At 50.6% G+C, this 23,254-nt stretch carries 23 protein-coding genes; 21 read left to right on the forward strand and 2 right to left on the reverse strand.

The genetic code is table 11. The annotated features are described in order from the left end of the window. Nucleotides 1–39: 39 nt before the first annotated feature. From CVU71_13015 to CVU71_13030, 4 genes are all read left to right on the forward strand, one after another. Complete coding sequence (locus CVU71_13015; protein ID PKN18411.1) at nucleotides 40–219, forward strand: hypothetical protein; 180 nt, start codon at nucleotides 40–42, stop codon at nucleotides 217–219. A gap of 178 nt (nucleotides 220–397) precedes the next feature. Then, nucleotides 398–1,819 (forward strand): hypothetical protein, encoded by a 1,422-nt coding sequence (locus tag CVU71_13020; GenBank protein ID PKN18412.1) that lies wholly within the window; start codon nucleotides 398–400, stop codon nucleotides 1,817–1,819. Between the two features lie 225 nt (nucleotides 1,820–2,044). Continuing rightward, nucleotides 2,045–3,793 carry an alpha/beta hydrolase gene (locus tag CVU71_13025; protein PKN18721.1) on the forward strand — a complete coding sequence of 583 codons (1,749 nt, stop codon included), beginning with the start codon at nucleotides 2,045–2,047 and terminating at the stop codon, nucleotides 3,791–3,793. A gap of 345 nt (nucleotides 3,794–4,138) precedes the next feature. After that, nucleotides 4,139–5,431 (forward strand): RNA helicase, encoded by a 1,293-nt coding sequence (locus CVU71_13030; protein PKN18413.1) that lies wholly within the window; start codon nucleotides 4,139–4,141, stop codon nucleotides 5,429–5,431. 33 nt (nucleotides 5,432–5,464) lie between these two features. Here CVU71_13030 and CVU71_13035 read toward each other — a convergent pair whose 3' ends face one another. Beyond that, the gene (locus tag CVU71_13035; GenBank protein ID PKN18414.1) at nucleotides 5,465–6,370 is read right to left on the reverse strand and encodes an acyltransferase; all 906 of its coding nucleotides are present in this window, start codon (nucleotides 6,368–6,370) and stop codon (nucleotides 5,465–5,467) included. 120 nt (nucleotides 6,371–6,490) lie between these two features. Here CVU71_13035 and CVU71_13040 point away from each other — a divergent pair, with 120 nt between their 5' ends. From CVU71_13040 to CVU71_13120, 17 genes are all read left to right on the forward strand, one after another. Further along, entirely contained in the window at nucleotides 6,491–6,775 is a 285-nt protein-coding gene (locus CVU71_13040) for a hypothetical protein (protein PKN18415.1), read from the forward strand. A gap of 216 nt (nucleotides 6,776–6,991) precedes the next feature. Next, nucleotides 6,992–7,642 (forward strand): hypothetical protein, encoded by a 651-nt coding sequence (locus tag CVU71_13045; protein PKN18416.1) that lies wholly within the window; start codon nucleotides 6,992–6,994, stop codon nucleotides 7,640–7,642. A gap of 3 nt (nucleotides 7,643–7,645) precedes the next feature. After that, nucleotides 7,646–8,698, forward strand: a complete 1,053-nt coding sequence (locus tag CVU71_13050) for a hemolysin secretion protein D (protein ID PKN18417.1) — start codon at nucleotides 7,646–7,648, stop codon at nucleotides 8,696–8,698. An 11-nt stretch (nucleotides 8,699–8,709) separates the two neighbouring features. Next, nucleotides 8,710–9,483 carry an ABC transporter ATP-binding protein gene (locus CVU71_13055; protein ID PKN18418.1) on the forward strand — a complete coding sequence of 258 codons (774 nt, stop codon included), beginning with the start codon at nucleotides 8,710–8,712 and terminating at the stop codon, nucleotides 9,481–9,483. Then, nucleotides 9,464–10,219, forward strand: coding sequence for an ABC transporter ATP-binding protein (locus tag CVU71_13060; protein PKN18419.1), 756 nt, complete (start codon nucleotides 9,464–9,466; stop codon nucleotides 10,217–10,219). The genes CVU71_13055 and CVU71_13060 overlap by 20 nt, the downstream gene beginning before the upstream one ends. Next, a complete protein-coding gene (locus tag CVU71_13065) occupies nucleotides 10,186–11,349 on the forward strand; it encodes a hypothetical protein (GenBank protein ID PKN18420.1) in 1,164 nt (387 codons plus the stop codon). The genes CVU71_13060 and CVU71_13065 overlap by 34 nt, the downstream gene beginning before the upstream one ends. Then, nucleotides 11,346–12,467 carry an ABC transporter permease gene (locus CVU71_13070; GenBank protein ID PKN18421.1) on the forward strand — a complete coding sequence of 374 codons (1,122 nt, stop codon included), beginning with the start codon at nucleotides 11,346–11,348 and terminating at the stop codon, nucleotides 12,465–12,467. The genes CVU71_13065 and CVU71_13070 overlap by 4 nt, the downstream gene beginning before the upstream one ends. A 25-nt stretch (nucleotides 12,468–12,492) precedes the next feature. Beyond that, complete coding sequence (locus tag CVU71_13075) at nucleotides 12,493–13,521, forward strand: hypothetical protein (GenBank protein ID PKN18422.1); 1,029 nt, start codon at nucleotides 12,493–12,495, stop codon at nucleotides 13,519–13,521. 71 nt (nucleotides 13,522–13,592) lie between these two features. Further along, complete coding sequence (locus tag CVU71_13080; protein ID PKN18423.1) at nucleotides 13,593–13,952, forward strand: hypothetical protein; 360 nt, start codon at nucleotides 13,593–13,595, stop codon at nucleotides 13,950–13,952. 63 nt (nucleotides 13,953–14,015) lie between these two features. Continuing rightward, nucleotides 14,016–14,312: a hypothetical protein gene (locus tag CVU71_13085; GenBank protein PKN18424.1), complete on the forward strand. Its 297-nt coding sequence runs from the start codon at nucleotides 14,016–14,018 to the stop codon at nucleotides 14,310–14,312. After that, complete coding sequence (locus CVU71_13090) at nucleotides 14,313–15,137, forward strand: histidine kinase (protein ID PKN18425.1); 825 nt, start codon at nucleotides 14,313–14,315, stop codon at nucleotides 15,135–15,137. 4 nt (nucleotides 15,138–15,141) lie between these two features. Beyond that, the gene (locus tag CVU71_13095) at nucleotides 15,142–16,074 is read left to right on the forward strand and encodes a diguanylate cyclase response regulator (GenBank protein PKN18426.1); all 933 of its coding nucleotides are present in this window, start codon (nucleotides 15,142–15,144) and stop codon (nucleotides 16,072–16,074) included. Between the two features lie 102 nt (nucleotides 16,075–16,176). Further along, the gene (locus CVU71_13100; GenBank protein PKN18427.1) at nucleotides 16,177–16,593 is read left to right on the forward strand and encodes a phenylacetic acid degradation protein; all 417 of its coding nucleotides are present in this window, start codon (nucleotides 16,177–16,179) and stop codon (nucleotides 16,591–16,593) included. Between the two features lie 262 nt (nucleotides 16,594–16,855). After that, the gene (locus CVU71_13105; protein ID PKN18428.1) at nucleotides 16,856–18,868 is read left to right on the forward strand and encodes a hypothetical protein; all 2,013 of its coding nucleotides are present in this window, start codon (nucleotides 16,856–16,858) and stop codon (nucleotides 18,866–18,868) included. A gap of 9 nt (nucleotides 18,869–18,877) precedes the next feature. Next, nucleotides 18,878–19,816, forward strand: coding sequence for a fructose-bisphosphatase class I (locus CVU71_13110; GenBank protein ID PKN18429.1), 939 nt, complete (start codon nucleotides 18,878–18,880; stop codon nucleotides 19,814–19,816). 22 nt (nucleotides 19,817–19,838) lie between these two features. Continuing rightward, complete coding sequence (locus CVU71_13115; protein ID PKN18430.1) at nucleotides 19,839–21,233, forward strand: aldolase; 1,395 nt, start codon at nucleotides 19,839–19,841, stop codon at nucleotides 21,231–21,233. 24 nt (nucleotides 21,234–21,257) lie between these two features. Continuing rightward, nucleotides 21,258–22,286: an alcohol dehydrogenase gene (locus CVU71_13120; protein PKN18431.1), complete on the forward strand. Its 1,029-nt coding sequence runs from the start codon at nucleotides 21,258–21,260 to the stop codon at nucleotides 22,284–22,286. Nucleotides 22,287–22,313: 27 nt separating this feature from the next. Here CVU71_13120 and CVU71_13125 read toward each other — a convergent pair whose 3' ends face one another. After that, nucleotides 22,314–23,159, reverse strand: coding sequence for a nitroreductase (locus CVU71_13125; protein PKN18432.1), 846 nt, complete (start codon nucleotides 23,157–23,159; stop codon nucleotides 22,314–22,316). Nucleotides 23,160–23,254 lie beyond the last annotated feature (95 nt).

Raw genomic sequence — 23,254 nt, forward strand, 5'->3', positions numbered from 1 at the left:
GCTGATTAAAATTCAGGAAGAAAAGGTAAGGACAGGGGCATGGAAATGATCATTTTTTGTGAGGAATGCGGAGAAAGGTACATCATTGAGAACGAAGAGATAAAAGGTTCGGAGATGGTTTTTACCTGCCGTGTCTGCAAGGATATCATCCGTGTTCCGGCAGAGAAACTTAACCTCAAGTCTGATGAAAAGGCGGAAAGCAAGCCTGAAAAAAAATAGGGCATTCAGGGAAAAAATCATTGACCGGATTGAACGGTTAGGGGCCGTTAAGAAATAACCACCCATGCGGGTGGCAAGACTGTTACATTTCTATCCATTTCGTTACGGCCCCTTATGCCGGGTATGATCTTAAAATGTTACATTACTATTGAACAATGGCTTAGGTAAGGACGTTTGAATGGAAAACAAAAAAGAATTGTTTGATTTACAACGCGAGAAGCGAGAACTGGATGCCTTTTTGTCCACGTTTGTAGAAACTGATGCCTCTCTTTCCCATGAAAACATTATCCAGCCGAAAGAAACCTCTTCTTATTCAGCGGAAATCAAACTGGAGCTGGAATCGGCTCCGCGGGAGATATCGGGTCTGGAAATGGAAACGCCTGCACCGAAGTTCGAAGAGACCCCCGAGCCCGCGGAAATCAAACTGGAGCTGGAATCGGCCCCGCGGGAGATATCGGGTCTGGAAATGGAAACACCCGCGCCGAAGTTCGAAGAGGCCCCCGAGCCTGCGGAAATCAAACTGGAGCTGGAATCGTCTTCCCGGGAGATATCGGGTCTGGAAATGGAAACACCCGCGCCGAAGTTCGAAGAGGCCCCCGAGCCTGCGGAAATCAAACTGGAGCTGGAATCGGCCCCGCGGGAAATATCCGGTCTGGAAATGGAAAGGCCCGCGCCGAAGTTCGAAGAGGCGGGGGGAGAGTCAGGTTACGAAGAAAAGGTGTTTGTGCCGGATGATCAGGAAATGCGTTCCGGGTTGACAGATACGATGGCGATCAGGCCGCCGGAGCCCATGCAGGAACGGGAGACCGCGCCTTCGTTTGAGCCGTTTGAAGAAGAGAAAAAGGCGGAAATTCCAACTGAAAGAACCGATGTCCAGGACACTCAAACGCCGGAAGATTTTGAAACGGCGACGCGGTTTGACGAGACAACGCAATCGGATGAACCCGTGATGTCCAAAACGCCTCCGCCGGAAGAAGAAAAAATACCACCGAAACCGGCGCCGGAAAAGAAAGCGAAAAAAACCAATGCTTACGATTTCGCACCGGAAAATAAAAGTACCGGCATGGGAAAGTGGCTCTGGGCAGGGATTTCAATTCTTCTGCTGATAGCTGCGCTTGTCGGCTATTTCTTGTTTTCCCCTCTGCAGGGCGGCAAAATAATGGAGGTCATCAAATCCTATATTCCTCTTTCTAAAACCGATCAGGGCAATGCCTCTGCGTCCGTGCAGGGAATCAATCTGATTCAAGTCCGGCAAAAACTTATTCACAATGAAAGATTAAGGAAAAACATCAGAGTGCTGGAGGGCCTTGTTGAAAATTCGACGGATCGCCCTGTGTCCAGAATAAAAATTGCGGCAAATCTTTACAACGCTGAAGGTGTTGTGCTTTCGTCGACGGAATCTTACGGCGGAAATATTATTATTGATGAAAAACTGGAAAGTCTCGATGCCAATGGGATTCTGGCGGCTCTGAAAGACGTGAAAACGATGGAAGACAGAGTTCAACCCAGGGGGCAAATACCATTCATGATTGTTTTCACCAGCGCGCCTTCCGAAGTTTTCCGGGTCGCCGCCTTACCAGTAGATTTAAAAAAGCATTAATCATGCCGTGACCCTGCCTGGGTCGGGGAGGGTTAAAAGCATTAAGTCAAAACGATTTTTCGGGACGGCCGTTTTTCCATGCGGCACTTCCCTGTTCTTTCCAAGCCTTCAGGCGAAGAAAATAATTTCTTTTACAGTTCATATCATCCCCTGTTCACATAAGATCTTCAGGAGGGGAACTTTTTATAAAAGGGAGGATTGTGTATGAGAGGGAAAGGATTATTGATAGCGGCCGTTGTCATGATCCTGGCCGGCGGCATTATCGCCAACCAGGTTCAAACTGACTTTGGCCGGGTTAAAGTGACGGATGTTCGCTTTCCGGGCAAGGACGGCGCCACGCTCTCCGCGTTGCTCTATGTTCCGCAAAATGCCACACCCCAAACGCCGGCTCCCGCCATTCAGGCGATTCACGGCTATATCAATTCCCGGGAAACACAATCGGGTTTTGCCATTGAATTTGCCAGACGCGGCTGGGTGGTGCTGGAACTCGATCAGATGGGGCATGGTTACTCCACCCCGCCGGTAGGGAAAAACGCCTATGGCGCCATTGACGGTCTCGCTTATCTGCGGAGTCTGGATTTTGTCGATAAAAACAAGATCGGCCTGGAAGGCCATTCCATGGGCGGCTGGGCTTCCGTGGCGGCGGCGGCGACGAGCCCCAATGATTATGCTGCGATGGTGCTGGAAGGCTCATCCACCGCTACCAAATTTTCCTCGAAGTATGTTCCCATTCCCGGCACCCCTGTTTTTCCCCGGAATCTCGCCCTGGTCTTCAGCACCTTCGATGAATTCTCCATGCTGATGTGGGAAGTGCCGGTCGCAAAAGACGTCATCAACAGCGAACCGCTCAAAAAAGTTTTCGGAACGACCGCGGCCATCGAGCCCGGCAAGATTTACGGGTCCATCAAAGAGGGCAACGCACGCGTGCTGTATCAGCCCGTCACCACGCATCCCGGCGATCACATTTCATGCAGCGCCATCGGCTATGCCATTGACTGGTTCGATAAAACGCTGGGCGCCGTTAATCCGCTGCCTGCTTCCAGCCAGATCTGGTGCTGGAAGGAAATCGCGACGCTCATCAGCTTGATCGGCTGCCTGCTTTTTATTTTCGCTTTCGGAAAACTGCTTTTGCAAACCGGATTCTTCAGCGCTCTGGCGAACGGGCCTCAAAATCCGAAGCCGGCAACAGGCGCGGGTTGGTGGATTGGAGCATTGCTGATGATGATCATCCCCGCCATTACTTACTTTCCGCTGAATGGTATAGGAAATCTTGCTGTCAAGGCATCCTGGCTTTTCCCGCAGCAGGTAACGAACACCCTGATGTTCTGGCTCGTCGTCAATATGATCATTTCATTGATTCTCTTTCTGGCCTGGCATCTGTTTAACCGGAAGAAAGGCGCAAACGCCGTATCCTACGGCATTGCCGATTCTGCAGGCTCCACCTGGAAAAAAATCGGTCTGTCCGCAGTTTTCGCCGTCCTGGTAATCGGTGTCGCGTATCTGTCGGTCGTTTTGATTTCGGCGATATTTACCGTGGATTACCGGTTCTGGATCATGCAGCTTAAACCCATGAGCGGACTGCAGTTTAAAATAGCCCTGCGCTACATTATTCCCTTCCTGCTCTTTTATCTGGTGTTCGCCGCTGCCTTGCACGGCCAGTTGAGATCGACGGCCGGAACGCTCGCCAGCCGGATGATCAAGGCCGCCGTTGTGACGTCGCTGGGCTATCTTGTGCTGCTCTTGCTTCTTTATGTTCCCTTGTTTGCGGGCGGTCCGCTTGGTATGCCCGATATCCGGTTGATCCTTTACGCGATCGTCGCCATTCAGGTGTTGCCTTTGTTTATTATCGTCACCTTCATCTCGACGTATTTCTTTGAAAAAACGGGGTTGATTTATCCCGGCGCGTTCATTAACGCGTTGTTTATCACCTGGTATATTATTGCGTCGCAGGCGACCCATTTCCCGCTCACGTAAATTTATCCTGATCACTATCCTCAAAGGCAGTTGAGTAATCAACTGCCTTTTTTATTCCGCTTCCAAATTAAATAAAAGATATTGCTTGCTATTTATCGGCTTTGCCTGTAGAGACCCCGCAGGAATAGCGATACATATTGACCTTCCCACCTTTCTTCGTCGGAAATTTGCTAAGGATAATCCCGCTAATCACAATAGAATCCAAATGTTCTGCCGTATTGGAGACGTGGTCTTTCAGACGCCGGCAAGTGTCGGCAAAGGCCTGCCTTTACCAGCCTTATAACGGTTTTCATTGGGTTTAAGTTTAAATAGTTGCTGGTAACATACAATAAAGGAAAAGAAATAATGAGTTTTGAGAAGTTTAAGTTAGATGAAAAAATACTGGCCGGCATTCACGCCGCCGGTTACAAGAAACCGACGCCGATTCAGGCCGAGTCCATTCCTTCCATTATGGAAGGCAGGGATATTATGGGGTTGGCCCAGACCGGAACCGGGAAAACCGCCGCTTTTGTGCTGCCGATTTTACAACGTCTGATGCACGGACAGCGCGGTCCTGTTCGCGCTCTGATCATCGCGCCGACACGGGAATTAAGTGAGCAGACCCATGAAGCCATTGGGCAGCTGGGCAGAAAAACGGGACTTTGCAGCACCTCCATCTATGGCGGGGTCAACATCAACACCCAGATCAACCGGCTGCGATCACGCGTCGATATCATCTCGGCCTGTCCCGGCCGCCTGCTCGATCATATCGGCCGCGGCACGCTTGATTTATCCAAGGTGGAAGTTCTGGTTCTCGATGAAGCAGACCACATGTTTGATATGGGTTTTCTGCCGGACGTCCGCAGAATTGTCAAGCACCTGCCGGCTCGTCGTCAGACGCTGCTTTTCTCCGCCACGATGCCCGGCGAGATCCGCTCTCTGGCCGATGATCTGCTTTCCAATCCGGTCCATGTTCAGATTGGAGATACCGCTCCGGTGATGACGGTTTCCCACAGTTTTTATCCGGTGCAAACGGAACAGAAAACCGCCTTGCTCAAGGATATCCTGGAAAAGACCGACACCGAATCCGTCCTGGTTTTCACCCGGACAAAATCGCGCGCCAAAAGCCTGGCCGAACAGTTAAACAGAGTAGGCCATAAGGTAACCTCCCTGCACGGCAATCTCACGCAGCAGAAGCGCAAACAGTCACTGGATGGTTTTCGGGATGGCCGTTATGAAGTAATGATTGCCACGGATATTGCCGCGCGCGGAATCGACGTGACCCGGATCTCGCATGTGATTAACTATGACATGCCGTCCACATCGGACGCTTATACGCATCGGATCGGCAGAACCGGACGCGCCATGAAGACCGGGGATGCGTTTACTTTTATTACCGGGGATGACGGCGAGCTCTTGCGTTCGCTGAAGAAAATGCTGGGAGATAAGCTGCAGTATCAGAATGTGGAAGGATTGACCATGAATCCGTCCATCTGTGAAGCGATGGGGGCCCGCTCTCATCAGCTGACGAGACCCGGTAACCATAGCGGCAGGAAATCCTTTTCGTCCCGGACGCCGTCCGCCAAAAGGCCTTCGCAGCGTTCGTTTAAAGATGCGGACCGTTCATTTTGGTCGCCGCGCGCTCCGCAGGCGGCATAGTAATATCCCTTAACCCTGCAGGGGGCTGAAGCATTACAATGCTTTAGCCTCCTTAATCAATGCTGCCATCTGTGCGTCCTTGTCCTTCCATAAATCCTGCACCCATAGCTGGAAGGCCGCCTGGAATTCTTTATCCCCTTCGTAATCGCCATGCAGAAACCGTTGCGGTATCTCCATGGCGGAAGCCCGGACAATAACTCTTTTCACTTTGCCGCATAAAAAATCCCAGAAGGTCGGGATGCCGTCCGGATAAACAATGGTGATATTCAACAGGGAATGAAATTTGTCTCCCAGCACGCTTAATGCCAGCGCAATACCGCCCGCTTTGGGCTTCAGCAGGTATTGATAGGGTGAATTCTGCCGGGAGTGCTTGGCCCCGGTAAATCGCGTTCCTTCCAGAAAATTCATCACGCTGGTCGGCATGTGCGTAAATTTTTCACAGGCCTTGCGGGTGGTTTCAAAATCCTTTCCCTTTTGTCCGGGATGTTTTTTCAGATAGTCAACACTGTGGCGGCGCAGAAAGGGAAAATCCAGCGCCCACCAGGCCAGTCCCATCAGAGGAACCCAGATCAATTCGCGCTTCAGAAAGAATTTCATAAACGGAATGCGCCGGTTCAACAGCCTTTGCAGAATAAAAATATCCGCCCAGGACTGATGGTTGCTGACTACCAGATACCAGCCGTGGTAATCCAGGTTGTCCAGTCCCTGAACGTCCCAGATGGTTCTTTGCGTCAGCTGCATCCACAAACCGTTGCAGGCGATCCAGTTTCTCGACACCCACAGCAGAATTTTATCGAGCAGACGGGTCAGCGGGGCGAAAGGCAGTATGAATTTCAGAAAGGAAAAAAAGAATAAGATCGTTACCCAGAATATTACGTTCAAAGCCAGCAGGGACATTGCGATACAGCCTACCAGCCATTTTGGCAGAAAATTCGACATTTCTTTCCCCCTCCATGCGTTATAACCTCGCCTTAGCACGGGTTGCCTGATTGGTAAAGCATTACTATTTATGCCTCTTTCCATGGCAATATTTCACCCGGTACGGTATAGAATTGCGTCATGGAATCAAAAGCTGAACAAAAAACAAAACCATGGATGGTATACATCCTGAGCTGTTCGGATGGCAGTTTCTATACCGGCATAACGAATAGCCTCGAAAAGAGACTGACGGACCACAACCGGGGAACGGCATCCAAATATACCCGGTCCAGAAGACCGGTGACCTTGCTGGCCACAAGCGCCGGCATGAGCAGGGGCGAAGCCTTGCGCCTGGAAATAAAAATCAAAAAACTGCCGAAAACAAAAAAGATAGCCTTTTTGAAAAGCACCTGTTCCGAAAACTGAAAATAAAACATCCCCCCAGTTTGTAAAAAATCAGCTTGACTTTAAGAAGTGGATAATTAACCATATGGTTAAACCGAGCGGTTAAACTGCATGGCCGGGATGTTCCGGCAGGTTCCGGGATCGTTTCATTTTCCTCGGGCGGATTCGTCATAACAGAGGGGCTTTTTATCAGAGAGGTTTTGCCGTTTTGCTTTCAGCAGGACCAGGGCTCACCAAATTGAGGAGCAGGCATTGATCAGGAAAACAATCGATATCGACAAACCGGGCAAGACCGCCGGGAAAATTCTGGCCGCGGCGCGGGCCGTGTTTGCCGAAAAGGGCTACAGCGGAACACATGTGGATGAAATTGCCGCGCGTGCCGGCGTGAACAAGGCCAGTCTCTATTATCAAATCGGCGATAAAGATACCCTTTACGCCAACGTGATTCATCAGGTTCTCGGCAATGTAGCGCAGGGCCTTGCCGAAGTCGTGGCTAAAGTTGATACGCCGGAGGAAAAGCTTAAAGTCTATATCAACGGCCTTGTCGCTGCCGTGGATAAAAATCCCGAATTGCCGCCGATCATGATGCGCGAAGTAGCATCAGGCGGAATCCATTTACCCCGTGTGGTTATGGAGGACATGGTTTCCGTGATCTCCATTCTGTTTGGCATTCTGGAGCAAGGCAAAAAAAAAGGTGTTTTCAGCGAGGTTGCGCCGTTTCTCATCCACATGATGATTATGGGGACAATCCTTTTTTATACAAAAGGCACGCCGATTAAAAACAAACAGGAATGGCTGCCTGCCGCCATTAAAGCCCGTGATAAGAAGCTGAAGGGCAGCCTGGGCGAGGAAGTCGGCAAATTGGTCCTGAAGGCGATCAAGTTGTAGGGAATGATTCGAAACCATTGCCATGTCAAACGGAGGGAAGCATTGAAAAAGAAAATTATCATCATTGTGTTTGTCATCCTTTTTATCGGGGCGGGAACTTTTGTATATTTCGGCCAGAAGAAAGGCCAGCAAAATGAACTGTTCTTTTCCGGAACCATTGAAGCAACACAGGCCAATCTGTCTTTCCAGGTGCCGGGCCGCGTGGCCCTCGTCCATGTGCGGGAAGGCCAGCCGGTGACTAAAAACCAGCTGATTGCCCAGTTGGATCGCGCGGAATTCCAGTCGCGCTTTGATCAGGCCAAAGCAGGCCTCGACCGTGCGGTGCAGGCCAGACAGCAGGCCGCTATTGCGCTCGCCATCAGCAAAAAAACATTGCCTTCCGAAGTGACACGGGCCGAAGCCGGTGTGAAAAGTGCAAAGGACATGCTGGCGGATGCGGAAAAAAATTACCGGCGTTATGAAGAACTCTTTTCTCAGGAAGTGGTCACGGAAAAGGAACGCGATGCCATGAAGCTCGGTTATGATGTCGCGAAATCACGTCTCAACGAAAGCCTGTCCCTGCTCAGACTGGCCGAGGGCAATCTGACCCGGATCGACGCGGCGCGCCAGGAAATTGAAACAGCCGCGGCGCAGATCGATGTGGCCAAAGCAGCGCTTAATCAGGCGGCTATTCAACTGGATTATACGCAATTGAAAGCGCCGCAGAACGGCGTCGTCACCAGCCGCAATATCGAACCCGGTGAAACGGTCAATGTCGGACGGGAAGTCATTACTATTGCCGATCTCTCCCGTGTTGATTTGAAAATTTTTGTTGATGAAACGGAAATCGGCAAGGTCAAACCCAACCAGAAAGTTCTGGTAAAGGTCGATACCTTTCCCGGTAAAAGTTATACAGGCTACGTGTCTTTCATCTCCCCGGAAGGAGAATTTACGCCAAAAATCATTCAGACAAAGAAAGAACGGGTCAAGCTGGTTTATCTGGTGAAAGTATCCATCATGAATCCCGACTTTGAGCTCAAGGCGGGCATGCCGGCCGATGCCGTCTTGATGCAATAGCAGGCTTGCCTATGGTCACAATCCCGGAGAATTCCCGATCGATGGTAGAGGTCAAAAACGTTACCCTGCGTTTCAACCTTGTTGAAGCCGTCAAAGATGCTTCTTTTCAGGTCGATTACGGTAATATTTTTGGTCTGGTCGGCTCCGACGGCGCCGGCAAGTCGACACTGCTTCGGCTGATTGCGACCATGATCAAACCGACTGAAGGTGAAATTTATATAGGAGGCCAAAACGTCCTGACCGAAAAACAAAAAATAAAAAATATGATCGGCTACATGCCTCAGCGTTTCGGCCTGTATCAGGATTTGACCGTCGATGAGAATATTAATTTTTTTATGGACGTTTTCGGAATCGAACGCGCGGAAAGAAAAAAACGCCGAGAGAAGTATCTGGGGTTTTCCAATTTGCTGCCCTTTGCGGACAGGCCCGCCGGGAATCTTTCGGGCGGCATGAAACAAAAGCTGGGGCTGGCCTGCGTGCTTTCACATGAACCGCAATTACTGATCCTGGACGAGCCGACCAATGGTGTTGATCCGGTATCGCGGCACGAATTCTGGGAAATACTGGGGAGTATGAAAAAAGAGGGCATGACGATCATCATTTCCACCGCCTACCTGGACGAAGGTGAAAAATGCGATCATCTGGGATTAATGCATCGTTCCCGTCTTCTGGATACGGCGGCGCCTCCGGTCATTCGCGGCAAATATCATTCGCTGGAAGAGGCGATCATTGAACGCATTAAAGCGGTTGACGGGGGGCTGGCACATGACACTTTCCAGCTCTGATTCCATTTCCGTGACCGATCTGGAGAAAAAATTCGGCGCTTTTGTCGCGGTTAACAAGATTACCTTTTCCGTAAAAAAAGGCGAAATATTCGGTTTCCTCGGCGCCAACGGTTCCGGCAAGTCCACGACGATTCGCATGCTCTGCGGCATCATTACCCCGACATCCGGAGCGGGATTGGTTGCCGGCCACGACATCATGAGGGATGCCGAAGAAATCAAGCATTCCATCGGTTACATGTCGCAAAAATTTTCCCTTTATGAAGATTTGACGCCCTTTGAAAATTTACGCTTTTATCTGGGAATCTATGATGTGCCGGAATCCCAATGGCCGGAGCGCATTGACTGGGTTTTAAATATGGCGCGCCTGCAGGAGGTGCGCAACCGCAAAACCAGAGAATTGCCGCCGGGCTGGCGCCAGCGCCTGGCTTTGGGCTGTTCGCTGCTGCACAAGCCGGATATCCTGTTTCTGGATGAGCCGACTTCCGGCGTTGATCCGGTCACCCGGCAGCATTTCTGGAATTTCATCAAACAACTGGTCAAAGGCGGCATGACGATATTTGTGACGACCCACTACATGGATGAAGCGCGGTTTTGTGAAAGAATTGTCATGATTAATGCCGGTAACATTGTGGCTGCGGGCAGCCCCGCGGAAATTATTGCCGGCGCCTGCCCGGGCAGGCCTGACGCTGACCTGAATGATGCATTCATCGCTCTGATGATGAGGACAGACACTTGAATCCTGGAAGAATCAAAGCCATTGTCCGCAAGGAATTCTATCATTTGATCCGGGATTACCGCAGCCTTTATCTGGCTTTCGCGATGCCGCTGATCCTTATTATTCTTTTCGGATACGCGCTCAGTCTCGACGTGGATAACGTTGAAACGGTAGTCGTTGATTATGACAAATCCGAACGCAGCCGGGATTTTATCCGCAGGCTGGACGCCTCCGCCTATTTCCATGTTTCACAGATGCTGCCGCAGACCAGAGATGCCATGGATTATCTCGATCACGACCTTGCCAAAGTAGTCATCGTCATCGGCCCCGATTTTATGAAGAGTCTGCTTGCCGACCGGGAAACGCCTCTGCAGATCATCATTGACGGCAGCGATCCGACTTTCGGCAGCATTATCCGCGGTTATATGACCGCCTTCACGGAGCAGTACAATCAAAAGCTGCTGCTCGGCTTTCTTAACCGCCAGGGGCAGGAGCCCATCAAACCTCCGGTGGAGGGGCGCATCCGTATCTGGTTCAATGAAGATCTGGAAAGCCGTAATTTCATCATTCCGGGCATCATTGCCGTGATCATCATGATCATCGGCGCGCTTTTGGCCTCGCTTGTGATTGCCCGCGAATATGAAAACGGCACCATGGAAACGATTAAATCCATGCCCGTCAGAGCCGGGGAATTACTGGTGGGCAAAGCCATCCCTTATTTTTTTATCGGGCTCGCGAATGTGCTGATCGCGATTCTCCTGGGTCAGGTTTTGTTCGGCATCGTCATGAAAGGGAATTTCTGGCTGATGATCGCGTCAGCTTCTCTCTATTTGAGCGTGGCCATATCCCTGGGACTCCTGATTTCCAACGTCACAAAATCACAATTGATGGCCAACCAGATAGCCATTTTAACAACCTACCTGCCGTCTCTGCTTCTTTCCAACTTTGTTTTTCCAGTCATCAATATGCCGGCGTTTTTGCAGCTCCTGACCCTGCTTGTTCCGGCAACTTATTTTATCGATATATTGTCGGGAATTTATCTGCGGAATCTGGGTCTGGCTTATTTATGGCCCAGTATGTCGATTCTGGCTTTGATGTTTACGCTGCTGACAGCCGTTAATTACACCTTATTAAAAAGGGAAGGCCTATGAGCTGGCTTCGCATCAGAGAACTGGTTCGCAAGGAATTCATCCAGCTTTTCAGCGATAAACGCAATCGGGCGATGCTGTTTGTTTTCCCTTTTATTCAATTGATGATTTTCGGTTATGTCGTCAATTACGATATCAGCAATATCCGCGTGGCTGTTCTGGACTATTCCAAAACCTATGAAAGCCGGCGGCTTGCCGACAGCTTCACCGGCAGCAGGATCTTTCACATCACTCATCACGCGGCCACTGAACGCGAACTGGCTGAACTGCTGCTGCAGGGGAAAATCGATATTGGGATTAAGCTCAGCCGGGATTTCGCATCGGTTATTCGAAAAGGGCAAACCGCTTCCGTTCAGATCCTTGTGGACGGTTCCATGAGCAACATGGCGACGATGAGAGTGGCGTATACGTCATCCGTTCTGGATAAATTCAACCGTGAGGAGCTGCGCGCGCTCTATCCCCGGCAGATGAGCTACGGCAAGGTGGATGCGCGCATTCGAACCTGGTACAATCCCAACCTTGACAGCCAGTATTTTTTTGTTCCCGGAATTGTCGCCATTTTAGTCATGGTGACCGCTTTTATCCTGACCGCTATTGCCATCATCAGAGAAAAGGAAGACGGCACGATGGAACAATTGATCGTCACGCCTTTAAAATCCTATGAACTGATCATCGGCAAAACGATTCCCTATATTATTATTTCACTGGCCCAGATGTCGGCGGTTATTGTTTTGGCCATTTTCTGGTTTAAGATACCCCTGGAGGGCAGTATTTTACTGCTTTTTTTCGCCACCTGTTTATTTCTGCTCAGCACGCTGGGCATCGGACTTTTTATATCGACCATATCGTCAACCAAACAGCAGGCGATGATGACCTCCTTCTTTTTTATCATGCCATTTTTTATGCTCAGCGGTTTTGTCTTTCCCATCGCCAACATGCCTGAAGTCGTGCAATGGCTGACTTTCCTTAATCCCCTGAGATTCTTTCTGGTCATTCTCCGGGGCATTTTCCTCAAGGGCGTGGGACTTGAGGTGCTCTGGCCTCAATATCTCGCCCTGGCTGTTTTAGGAACGATCGTCTTTTCCGGCGCAATCGGCCGCTTTAAAAAACGGCTGGATTAGTGTAAGAAGAAATATCGTTTCTGCGATGGAAAGGTTGCCCAAAGACATGCTCAAGGTTATCGAAGATGAAAAACTGATTGCCAGGTACGCGCGGCAGTTTGCCGGAAGCTTCAAACCGTTTATGGATGATAAGATCAAGGTGAAGCTGGGGCATCAGGGGGCAAGTTTTGCGGCGAAGGTTTCCTGGTCGAAAAAACTGGGCATCTGGATATTTTCCCAGGCAACCCGTGGTGTCCGTTACTGGAACGCCTTCGGGATGGGCAAACCGCAGGCGTCAGGCAACCTGCCGATAACGGCGGAAATCAATTTCCCGTGGGCGGGAATAGACCGCAAAACCGGCGCGGCTTTTGCCCGGGATGCATGGAATCGTGTCTACGTCATTCACCGGGGCAAAATCGGCGGCGGCAAAAAAGGAATCGGCAAATCCCTGTTTGAAGAAAATTATCGCGGCATCTGGGCCTGGATGGAGGATGGCGGCTCACTTGCGCAGGTTGCGGTGATCGGAGCGCTCGGAAGCAGTCGTTTTGCACTGCAAGCCACTCAATTTGTCGGAAAAATTGAAAAGCTCAAATCAGGCGCATCCTGTTCGACCCAGACATCCCTGAATTTTTCGGACGTATCTTTTCGCGAGGAACTTGTCGGAAGTCCACCCTCTTCATCGTTTGAAGAAGAAGTCTGCTCGTGCGATCACGATTTGATTATCAGCCACCTGGCGGCTCTGCTGCAGCGCTGGAAGTTTAAAATCGGCAATGACCCGAATACCGAATTATTCCTGATCCCGCCCGCCTCTGAACGCATATCTCATATTTTTGCTGTTTGTGACCATGTGAGCGAAAAAAGCGTGCTGGCCGCGGCGGCAAAATTACTTTTGCAGCAATCCTCACAGGCCGGTCATCCGTCCGCCTTCTTAATGATGCCGGAGGAGGGGATGAACCGGTATGTTCAATCCATGCAGCGGCTGCATATTGAAGTATTGGGTTACCGGATGGAGAACGAAAGAATATTTTTCCCGGATTTGGGGAAAATCAAGCTTGACCAAAACTCGCAGTTGTGAAAATATAGTATTTATAAGTAAGTACCGATGTTTTTTAGTGTTATCTGTGTTATGCGATTTTTCAGAAAGGGATGTCCATGACCAAGGAACGAAGAAAGCGGACAAGAGTTCCGGTTAATTTCGAATTGAATATACTGCTGAAAGGGAAAAAAATAAAAGTTCAAACGAACAATATCAGCATGACGGGGGTCAACTTCATCAGTCCGCAAACATTCAAAGCCGGAGAAAAATGCACCATCGATTTGCGCCTCAACAAAGAAATACATTTAAATATTGAAGCTAAAATTCTCCGCTCCAAAGACAACGAAACCATAGCCTCTTTTCTGGTGATGGATGAAGAAACTTTCTATCACTTAAAAAGACTTTTGCAGTTTAACGCCGCTGATTCCGATCAGATTGAAAAAGAATTGGGTGAGCCGGCTTTTACTTGATTTCGGGCCAACTGAGACTGCCGCCCGATGGGATCCAACATTACCTGAGAAGGAGTTGCTGCAATGCCGAAAATTCCTGTAGCCAAGCTTGAGCCCGGCATGATACTGGCCAAGCCTATTCTGACACCGAACGGTATGGTCATGCTGGGTGAAGGGACGGAGCTTACCGAAAAATGGGTTGAAAGAATTCAGGATATGGAAATCCCCAGTGTCTTTATCGACGGTCCGCCGATTCAGACGATTTCCAGGGAAGACGCGTTGGCCAATCTGGACGCCAGATTCGTTCTGGTTGAAGGCAAACCTTTCATGAATTCCATTAAAAAAATTGTCAAAGAACACATCGAAGGATTGTATAACTAAATGGACCCGAAAGTATTGCGTCATAAAGTGGAAAATATCAATGCGCTGCCCACCATGCCCGCGGTTTTGAAGCGGCTTTCCTCCGTTATCGAAAAACCGCGGATCACGATTGTCGAAATCAGCGCCTTTATTTCCAACGACCCGGCCTTGACCACCAAGGTTTTGAAAATGGTGAATTCCGCGATATACGGATTTCCGGGGAGAATCGCTTCCGTTTCGCATGCGACGATGCTCCTGGGATTGAATGTTATCAAGGGACTGCTCCTGGGGGTGTCCGTTTTTGAATTGATGCAGAAAACGATGAGCGGACTTTATGAGCACTCACTGGCGACCGCGATTGCTTCCCGCGTGATTGCTCAAAAGAAAAACCTGAAGGAGCCGGAAGAGGTTTCGGTTGCCGGCCTTTTGCACGATATCGGCAAAGTCATTTTGACGCTTGAATTTGCCCAGGAATATGAAAAGGCCATGAAAGAGGCCGAGGAAAAAAAGATAGCGATCTTTGATGCGGAGAAAATTCAATTTAACGCAACACACGCCGATGTCGGCGGCTGGCTGGCAGAAAAGTGGCGCTTTCCAACCAATTTGATTGAAGTCATTCAATTTCATCACCGCCCGACTCTGGCGAAAACCGCTCCGATGGAAACGGCTATTGTGCACATGGCCGATCTGCTGGTGCGGGCACGGGGCTTTGGCTTTGCCGGAGAAAATTTTGTGCCGGAAGTCAATCCGGTTGCCTATGAACTTCTCAATCTTTCCAATGAGGACATTAAAGATGTCCTGAGGGAGATGGAAGATAATATGGAAGCGGCGGAAGATATCAACTAATTTTATGAAAACAGTCGTTGTCGTCTGTAAAGATGTTATCCTGAATAATGTGATTGAACGGCGTCTGAAAGATATCTATCAGGTCGTCACTTTCCACAACATGCCTTCGGCGCTCGACTATGTTTATAATTCCATTCCCAACCTTATTGTCATGAGCATCACGGATGATGATTCGCTGAGTCTCAATGTTTTGAACGATTTAAAATCCGACCCGATGTTCCAGCAGCTGCCGGTTCTGGCGGTTTTGCCTGAAAAATTTAGCATTACCGATTGGACGCACCTGCTGGTGGAGGATTACATCCGCCGGCCGGATTTGGAAACGGATTTCATGGCGCGTGTGAATCTGTCCATCCTGCGTTCGGAGCGAATCGTGGAAATCAACCCCCTGACCCGTCTGCCGGGCAATATTTCCATCAACAAGGAAATACAGGAGCGCATCGACGCTAAAAAAGAATTTGCCTTCGGCTATGCCGATCTCGATTATTTCAAGCCCTTCAACGACCGCTATGGTTTCAGCCGCGGGGATGAGGTCATCAAGATGACCGGCCGCATTATTCTGGGCGTGATCAAAAGCAAGCAGCCGCAGGGCAGTTTTATCGGCCATGTCGGCGGTGATGATTTTGTTTTCATCATTGATACGCCGCTGGTGGAAGAAGCGGCGGCAGAGATCATCAAGGCTTTCGACAGTCTGATTATCGGACTGTATGACCACGCCGATTTGAAACAGGGCTTCATTAAATCCTTTGACCGCGCGGGCAAAGCCTCTCAATTTCCGGTGATGGGCATTTCCATCGGGATTACCGAAACGCGCAACCGCGCCTTTACACACTACGGAGAAATTACCGAAATCGCCGCCGATATGAAAAAATTCGCGAAACGTTTTACGGGCAGTTGTTATAAAACCGATCAAAGGCAACCCGATCCGAAGCCGGGATAAAGCGATGGACAACAAATGTCTTATGCAGCCATTCAGCCGTCAATTTCGGAAGATGATTAAACCGCGCAAAGCGGTTTTTAACTCATGAGAGGTTAATTACCAATGGACGAAATGCTCGAACTGGGCCGGCAGGTTCTGGCGGCCCAACCCTTCAGTGTTTTGATTGGGGCGGAGTTAACCGGTTTTGCCGTCGGCAGCGCCGAATTGAAAGTGCCCATCAAGCATGAGCTCAAACAGCAGCACGGTTTTTTGCATGGCGGCGTCGTCAGTTACGCGGCGGACAATGCGCTGACCTATGTGGGAGGAAGTGTTTTGGGCCCGGCCGTGGTGACGTCCGAATACAAGATCAACTACGTGCGGCCGGCGATGGGTGATTACATCATCGCGCGTGCAACCGCGGTTTACGTCGGAAAAACCCAGGCTGTCTGCCGGTGCGATGTTTTCGCCGTCAAAGACGCGAAAGAGAATCTGTGCGCGACAGCTCAGGGCACCATTACCAAACTTGGACAATCCAAATAGCCGCGGCCCCGGAGGGGAGGGCCGCAGACGTCGTCTTCCACGGGCCTGCGGAGCGTTCCCCGGTGCTGCAAAATAGGGGCTTCCACAGGGCCATTCTTCAACCTTCTGTCTAAACATTCAATGAACCTGCCCTATTTTTCCAGGATAGCTGATATCCGGTCATCGTATTTCAAATAAAGGCATTTTTTGTAAATATTTGCTTGTAAAGACTATGGATATTTGATTAATTAATGACGATAATGCGCATTGAAAAAGGTGAAAAATGGAAGAGTCGTCGATGATCAATGATTTGCAATCTGAAATCAAACAGTTGAAACTGAACATTGCCAATTTTAAAGAGATTAACGGGGATCTTGAACATTTGCTGCACATGGTTTCCGATGGCATGCTGATGATCGGCAAAGAAGGACTGATTACCTACGTGAACAAAGCGCTGGAGCGGATTGTCGGTTGCAAAAGCCGGGAGATGATTGGGCAGCCTTTTGATGATCCGCGATGGAATTTAAAATGTGTTGACGGGGGATCGGGTCCGGAGGAGTCTGTTTTTCAAAGCGTTTTTGAGACGGGTCAGGAACTTACCGACAAAGTCTGCCGGATGGGGGTTGAGCAAGACCATCAGCGGACTTTCATGATCAATACCACCATTCATCATGATGAACAAGGGCGCCTGGCGGGAATTGCCGCTATTGTTCGTGATTGCACGGAACTGAGCCGCGTGAAGGCGGAAAATCAGGAAATCAAAACCGTGTACGAACGTCTCGCGCATTACGCCGATGAGGCGATTTTCCGTATTCAGCCCGAAAACGGCCAAATGGTCTACATCAATGACGCTGCGGAGAAAATTCTGGGGTATTCACTTGCCGACTATCTGGCGGATTCCAGAGTGCGGATGAAGGTGATCGATAACGAGCATTTGAAAACCTGGATTGCCGCGGTCGACGAAAAACAGGGCGCAAAAAATGTTTTAAGAAATATTATCATGACCTGCACGGGCAACGAGGGGCAGACGGTGATAATGGAATTTACGGTGATCGCTGTCCGGAACGACGCGGGTGACATCCTGTATTTTGAATGCATCGGACGCGACATTACCGTGCGAAGGTTTATGGAGGCGGAACTGGCCAAAGCGCAGAAACTGGAATCGATCGGTCTTTTAGCCGGCGGCATCGCCCATGACTTCAATAATATCATGACGGCTGTTTTCGGCTCCCTGGCTCTGGCGAAAATGGAAGCCATTCCGGGCAGCTCGCTTTATACGCGATTGGTCAGCGCCGAAGAACACTGCATGAGAGCGAAGACGCTGACCCGGAAGCTGTTAACCTATTCCCGGGGAGGGTCTCCGCAGCGAAAAACCGCATCCATCGCTAATGTCATTCGCGATGCGGTCAATTTATCTTTAAGCGGGAAAAATATTGATTGCCGGTTTGATCTTCCCGATGATCTCTGGTCGGCGCAAATTGATGAGAGTCAAATGCATCAAGTGGTCCATTCCCTTGTAACCAACGCCGCCGAAGCCATGCCCCAGGGAGGCACCATTGAAATCGGAGCACAAAATGTGGATTTAACCGCGGATCAGATCCAGCCGCTCAAGTCGGGCCACTACATCAAATGGTTTGTCCGGGACCGGGGTGTGGGCATCTCTCAGGAGCACATGAAAAAACTCTTTGACCCTTACTTTACTACCAAGCAAATGGGCAGCGTCAAAGGAATGGGACTGGGGCTGGCTATTTGCTATTCGATTGTGAAGAGCCATGAAGGGATTATTATGGTCGACTCCACTCCCGGGAGCGGAACGACCTTTACGGTTTACATTCCGGCATCCAACGGCGAAAAAGATGAAAAGAGACCGGCTGCCGCAAAAGAGGCGGAGGTCGCGCCCAGGCAGAATGTTCTTCTTGTTGATGATGAGCAAATCCTGCTGGATGTAACCGGCAGCATGCTGCAGCATATCGGCTACAATGTTGTAACGGCTAAAACACACGGCGACGCGATGGAGCATTATCGGCGGGCCAAGGAAGAAGGCAACCCTTTTTCGCTGATCATCATGGACTTGACCATGCGGGGCGATGAGGGAGGAGAAATCGCGATCGGCCGGTGGAAAAACGCCCACCCGGAAGTGAAAGCCGTGATTTCCAGCGGTTACATGAACGATCCGGTCATTGAAGAATACTGGAAATACGGCTTTGTCGGAGCCATGGTCAAACCTTACTCGCTTATGGAGCTGAAAAGTTCTCTGGAAAAAATCCTGGCCGGTACGGGTGACGCAAAAAATTAAGGAGACGCTATGGGCGAAGGCATAAATGATTACACAAAAAATATTGTTGATCTGAGACGCCACATGTGGAGGGAAGGCATCGAAGTGGAATTGCGGCGGCTGATCTGGCAGATTGCCGTGGTCGGCAAGTATATCTCCGCCAAAATCCATGAATCCAACCGCAAGCTGGCCGGGTTTAAAAATATTTACGGTGAGGAACAACTGGCTCTGGATCGCGTCACCGACGATATCCTGAAAAACAAATTACAAAACTCCGGGTTTGTGAGCCACTATGCTTCCGAGGAACTGGAAGACATCGTGGCCATCGGCACGGGCCGGGAGAAATATATTGTCACCGCCGACCCGCTTGACGGTTCGTCGCTGGTGGACACCAATCTGGCCATCGGGACGATTATCGGCATTCATCAGAAATCTATTTTTGATTGCGGAAGGAATTCGATGGTGGCCGCGCTTTACATTACTTACGGTCCGCTGATCACGATGATTTATTCGGCGGGCAAGGGCACCCATGAGTTTGTTCTGGACCGGGAAGGGGAATATGTCCTTTCCGAAGAAAAAATTCAGCTCAAGGAAAAAGGATCCATCTTTTCACCGGGCGGCTTGCGTAAAGACTGGACGGACGCACATCTGAGGTTTGTTGAGAAACTGGAGCAGGACGGCTATAAACTGAGATACAGCGGCGGGTTCGTTCCCGATATCAATCAGGTCCTGATTAAAAAGGGCGGCCTGTTTACCTATCCCGCGCTGAAAAAATCGCCTCAGGGGAAGCTGCGTCTGTTGTTTGAACTGCAGCCGATGGCTTTTATTACGGAACAGGCGGGCGGGCTGGCTACGGACGGCAAAGACGATATTTTATCCCTGAAAGTAACATCGGTTAATCAGTGTTCGCCGATTTACATCGGCTCTGCGGCGGAAGTGACGATGGCGGGACAATTCCTGTCGCAATAATTACAGCATATAAGGAGCAGCCATGATTTACGAAAACAAAGATCAATTGAAAAAAGGATGCGAAAACATACTCGCCTGTGAAGACGGTGATGTCCGCATTTTAGATGAAGGCGGGTTTCAGAGTAAATTAATCGATGATTTGATCTATACGGTCGTGTTCAGCCCCGATCCCGGAACGAAGGAAGCTGCGGCTTTTCTGATCCGCCGGGGAGCGGCGGCGCTGGGGATTATGTCCGCGTCGATTCAATCACTCTATGAGGCGATGGGCCGCAGAGAGGTTGGCGGTTTCACCGTTCCGGCCATCAATCTCCGCGGGATGACCTACGATGTCGCGCAGGCTGTTTTCCGCGCCGCCATGAAAGGGGACGTGGGACCGGTCCTTTTTGAAATTGCCCGTTCGGAAATCGACTACACCAGTCAAAGACCGCAGGAATATACCTGTGCGATCACTGCGGCGGCCGTCAAATCCGGCTGGCGCGGCCCGATTTTTATTCAGGGCGATCATTTTCAGATGAATGCCAAGAAATTTGCCGCGGATGCGGATAAAGAAACGCAAACGGTCAAGAACCTGATCTGGGAAGCCATTGAAGGCGGATTTTATAATATTGACATTGATACCTCCACGCTGGTTGATTTGTCTCAACCCACGATCAAAGACCAGCAGAGAACCAATTTCTCGCTCGCAGCGGAGCTGACCACCATGATTCGTGATCTGGAACCGGAAGGCGTTACCGTTTCGGTGGGCGGCGAGATCGGCGAGGTGGGCGGTAAAAACAGCACAGTGGAAGAACTGCAGGCCTACATGGACGGTTACCTCGAAGAACTCAAAAAGCGCGGCGATGACTTCAAGGGGATCAGCAAGATCAGCGTGCAGACCGGAACAACGCACGGCGGCATCCCGCTGGCCGACGGCACGGTCGCGAAAGTCAAGATTGATTTCGACGTTTTGGAAAAATTGTCTGAAATGTCCCGCTTGAAATACGGTTTGTCCGGTGCGGTTCAACACGGCGCATCAACCCTGCCCGACGAGGCGTTTGACCGTTTTCCCGCCACCGGCACCGCCGAGATTCATCTCGCGACAGGGTTTCAGAATATGATCCTGGACAGCAAAAAATTTCCGGCGGATCTGCGGGCGAAAATTTATGATTATCTGAAAGCCAACATGCAGGACGAGCGGAAAGAAAAAGATACGGAAGAACAATTTATTTACAAGACCCGCAAGAAGGTCTTCGGGCCGTTCAAACTGGAATTGTGGCATCTGCCGGCGGATATCCGTAACAGCATCTGCGCCGAGCTGGAGCGCCAATTTGCATTTCTGTTTGACAAGCTCAAGGTCAACGGCACCAGGGGCCTTATGGATCAATATATTAAACCGGTTGACGTACCGTTGAAAATGCCCGCATCACTGAAGGGCTAGACGCAGGCAGGATTGAGCTGAATCATGAAAGCGGCTGTTCTGGAGAAAATTACGAGCATTCGTGAGAATCCACAGCCGCTTTCTTTTGTGGATCTTCCCGAACCCGTGCCTGCGGAGAGGCAGCTTCTGATTCGCGTTGCCGCCTGCGGCGTCTGCCATACCGAACTCGACGAAATCGAAGGCCGGACGCCCCCATCCTCATTGCCGTTTATTCTGGGACATCAGATTGTCGGCACTGTGCAAAAGTGCGGTCCGTGTGCCGTAAAATTTTCCGAAGGTCAGAGAGTCGGGATCGGCTGGATCGGGCAGGCCTGCGGCCAGTGTGCGGCTTGCCGGCTCGGCCTGGAAAATCTCTGTCCGGATTTTAAAGCAACCGGAAGGGATTTGCCCGGTGGTTACGCGCAATATGTAACGGTGGCGGAGGATTTCGCTTTTCTCATCCCGTCTGTTTTTTCCGATAGTGAGGCCGCGCCGCTTTTATGCGCGGGCGCCATCGGCTGGCGGTCGCTTCGCCTGGCCGGTCTTTGCAACGGCGATCCTCTGGGGCTTACGGGTTTTGGTGCGTCGGCTCATCTGGTTTTGCAGCTGGCCCGTCACCTTTATCCCGATTCCCGCATATTTGTTTTTGCCCGCGCCGCGAGCGAGCGGAATTTTGCACTGGATCTGGGCTCGGCTTGGGCCGGCGATACAGGCGAGAAAAGCCCGCAGAAGCTTTCCGCGATCATTGACACGACGCCCGTGTGGAAGCCGGTCCTCGAAGCATTGGAAAATCTGGCGCCCGGCGGCAGGCTGGTGATTAACGCCATCCGCAAGGAGGAAACGGATAAGGAACAGCTGCTGCGGCTCGACTATCCGCTGCATCTGTGGCAGGAAAAAGAAATTAAAAGCGTGGCGAATGTGGCGCGCCGGGACATTGAAGAATTTCTGGAATTCGCCGCGCGCATCCCCATCATTCCCGACATCGAGGAATATCCGTTTGCCGACGCCAACCGGGCGCTTGCGGAATTAAAAGCCGGGCAAATACGCGGCGCGAAAGTGTTGAAAATGGACTAGCACCAACTACGAGCTACGAGATACGTCTTAACTTCCTGCCTGCCAGCTTGCCATATACTCTAATGATTTGATCGACGGTGCGGAATCGTCCTGACGCCAGCTTCCGGCAAGCCCCGACTCTTTGAGAGTCAAGTCAAAGTGGCACATGGCGATGCCGATATCGATTTCCTGCAGGGAAACATCCCGCATGTGGCGGTATCCGAAGGCTCGCGATAGATAAAACAAAAAAGTATTCCGGGCCGGTTCATAGACGATTCGCCAGGGTTGTTTATTGGAAGCCGAAGGCGCCAGACGCACGTTTTCCAGCGCTTCACGGTATGTCCCTGCATCTTCGGGCGAAAGTGGATTTGCGACACTGCCGTTAAAGAAAAGGGCAGACCAGGGCTGGCGGTGGTCGGAGCCGGCAATGCCGCGCATGACGCGTTCGGTCAGACTGCGGCGTTTCGCCGCGTAGCCGATGGGGGTGACGGTTGGCAGCAGCTCGTTTCGCCGCATTCCCGCTGCGCGTCCGAAGGCGCTGATTGCAAAAGTGCCGCCCATCCAACAGGTGCTCAAACCCAGTTCGGTGGCTTTTAAGATGAGTTTTTCCTTGCAGTAACCGTAATCCTGAGTGGCCATCGGCGCGGGACTGATCATGCCCGCCAGATACAGATGAGCATTTTTAATCACGCCATAAGTCCCCAGTTTTTTCCAGTCGTCGCGGGAAAACGTGTCCATGGAGATCAAAACGAAGCGCGGGCTGTTCCCGAAAGGTCCCTTTTGGGGGGCGCTGACTGTTTGCCGGAAACTCTGCAAAACGGATTCTTCGACCTGATCAGCCGAATAGGAACGGCACGAATAACGCTTTTGAATGATTTCCGTTATGGACGTCAAGAGGCCTCCTGAAAAATGTTATTGGCAAAATCCCGCGGGTATTCTATACTAATAACCGGAATATTTCACATTAAATCATGAGCCGTATGAGGAGT

Source organism: Deltaproteobacteria bacterium HGW-Deltaproteobacteria-6, assembly GCA_002840435.1.
GTDB lineage: Bacteria > Desulfobacterota > Syntrophia > Syntrophales > Smithellaceae > UBA8904.

Bases quoted from the DNA above. Each gene is read 5' to 3' on its own strand.
- CVU71_13100 (PKN18427.1), top strand. From the start codon at position 16,177: ATGGACGAAATGCTCGAACTGGGCCGGCAGGTTCTGGCGGCCCAACCC.
- CVU71_13085 (PKN18424.1), top strand. From the start codon at position 14,016: ATGCCGAAAATTCCTGTAGCCAAGCTTGAGCCCGGCATGATACTGGCC.
- CVU71_13095 (PKN18426.1), top strand. From the start codon at position 15,142: ATGAAAACAGTCGTTGTCGTCTGTAAAGATGTTATCCTGAATAATGTG.
- CVU71_13105 (PKN18428.1), top strand. From the start codon at position 16,856: ATGGAAGAGTCGTCGATGATCAATGATTTGCAATCTGAAATCAAACAG.
- CVU71_13015 (PKN18411.1), top strand. From the start codon at position 40: ATGGAAATGATCATTTTTTGTGAGGAATGCGGAGAAAGGTACATCATT.
- CVU71_13090 (PKN18425.1), top strand. From the start codon at position 14,313: ATGGACCCGAAAGTATTGCGTCATAAAGTGGAAAATATCAATGCGCTG.
- CVU71_13120 (PKN18431.1), top strand. From the start codon at position 21,258: ATGAAAGCGGCTGTTCTGGAGAAAATTACGAGCATTCGTGAGAATCCA.
- CVU71_13050 (PKN18417.1), top strand. From the start codon at position 7,646: ATGATTCGAAACCATTGCCATGTCAAACGGAGGGAAGCATTGAAAAAG.
- CVU71_13055 (PKN18418.1), top strand. From the start codon at position 8,710: ATGGTCACAATCCCGGAGAATTCCCGATCGATGGTAGAGGTCAAAAAC.
- CVU71_13030 (PKN18413.1), top strand. From the start codon at position 4,139: ATGAGTTTTGAGAAGTTTAAGTTAGATGAAAAAATACTGGCCGGCATT.
- CVU71_13110 (PKN18429.1), top strand. From the start codon at position 18,878: ATGGGCGAAGGCATAAATGATTACACAAAAAATATTGTTGATCTGAGA.
- CVU71_13035 (PKN18414.1), bottom strand. From the start codon at position 6,370: ATGTCGAATTTTCTGCCAAAATGGCTGGTAGGCTGTATCGCAATGTCC.
- CVU71_13075 (PKN18422.1), top strand. From the start codon at position 12,493: ATGGAAAGGTTGCCCAAAGACATGCTCAAGGTTATCGAAGATGAAAAA.
- CVU71_13060 (PKN18419.1), top strand. From the start codon at position 9,464: ATGACACTTTCCAGCTCTGATTCCATTTCCGTGACCGATCTGGAGAAA.
- CVU71_13070 (PKN18421.1), top strand. From the start codon at position 11,346: ATGAGCTGGCTTCGCATCAGAGAACTGGTTCGCAAGGAATTCATCCAG.
- CVU71_13115 (PKN18430.1), top strand. From the start codon at position 19,839: ATGATTTACGAAAACAAAGATCAATTGAAAAAAGGATGCGAAAACATA.
- CVU71_13020 (PKN18412.1), top strand. From the start codon at position 398: ATGGAAAACAAAAAAGAATTGTTTGATTTACAACGCGAGAAGCGAGAA.
- CVU71_13040 (PKN18415.1), top strand. From the start codon at position 6,491: ATGGAATCAAAAGCTGAACAAAAAACAAAACCATGGATGGTATACATC.
- CVU71_13080 (PKN18423.1), top strand. From the start codon at position 13,593: ATGTCCATGACCAAGGAACGAAGAAAGCGGACAAGAGTTCCGGTTAAT.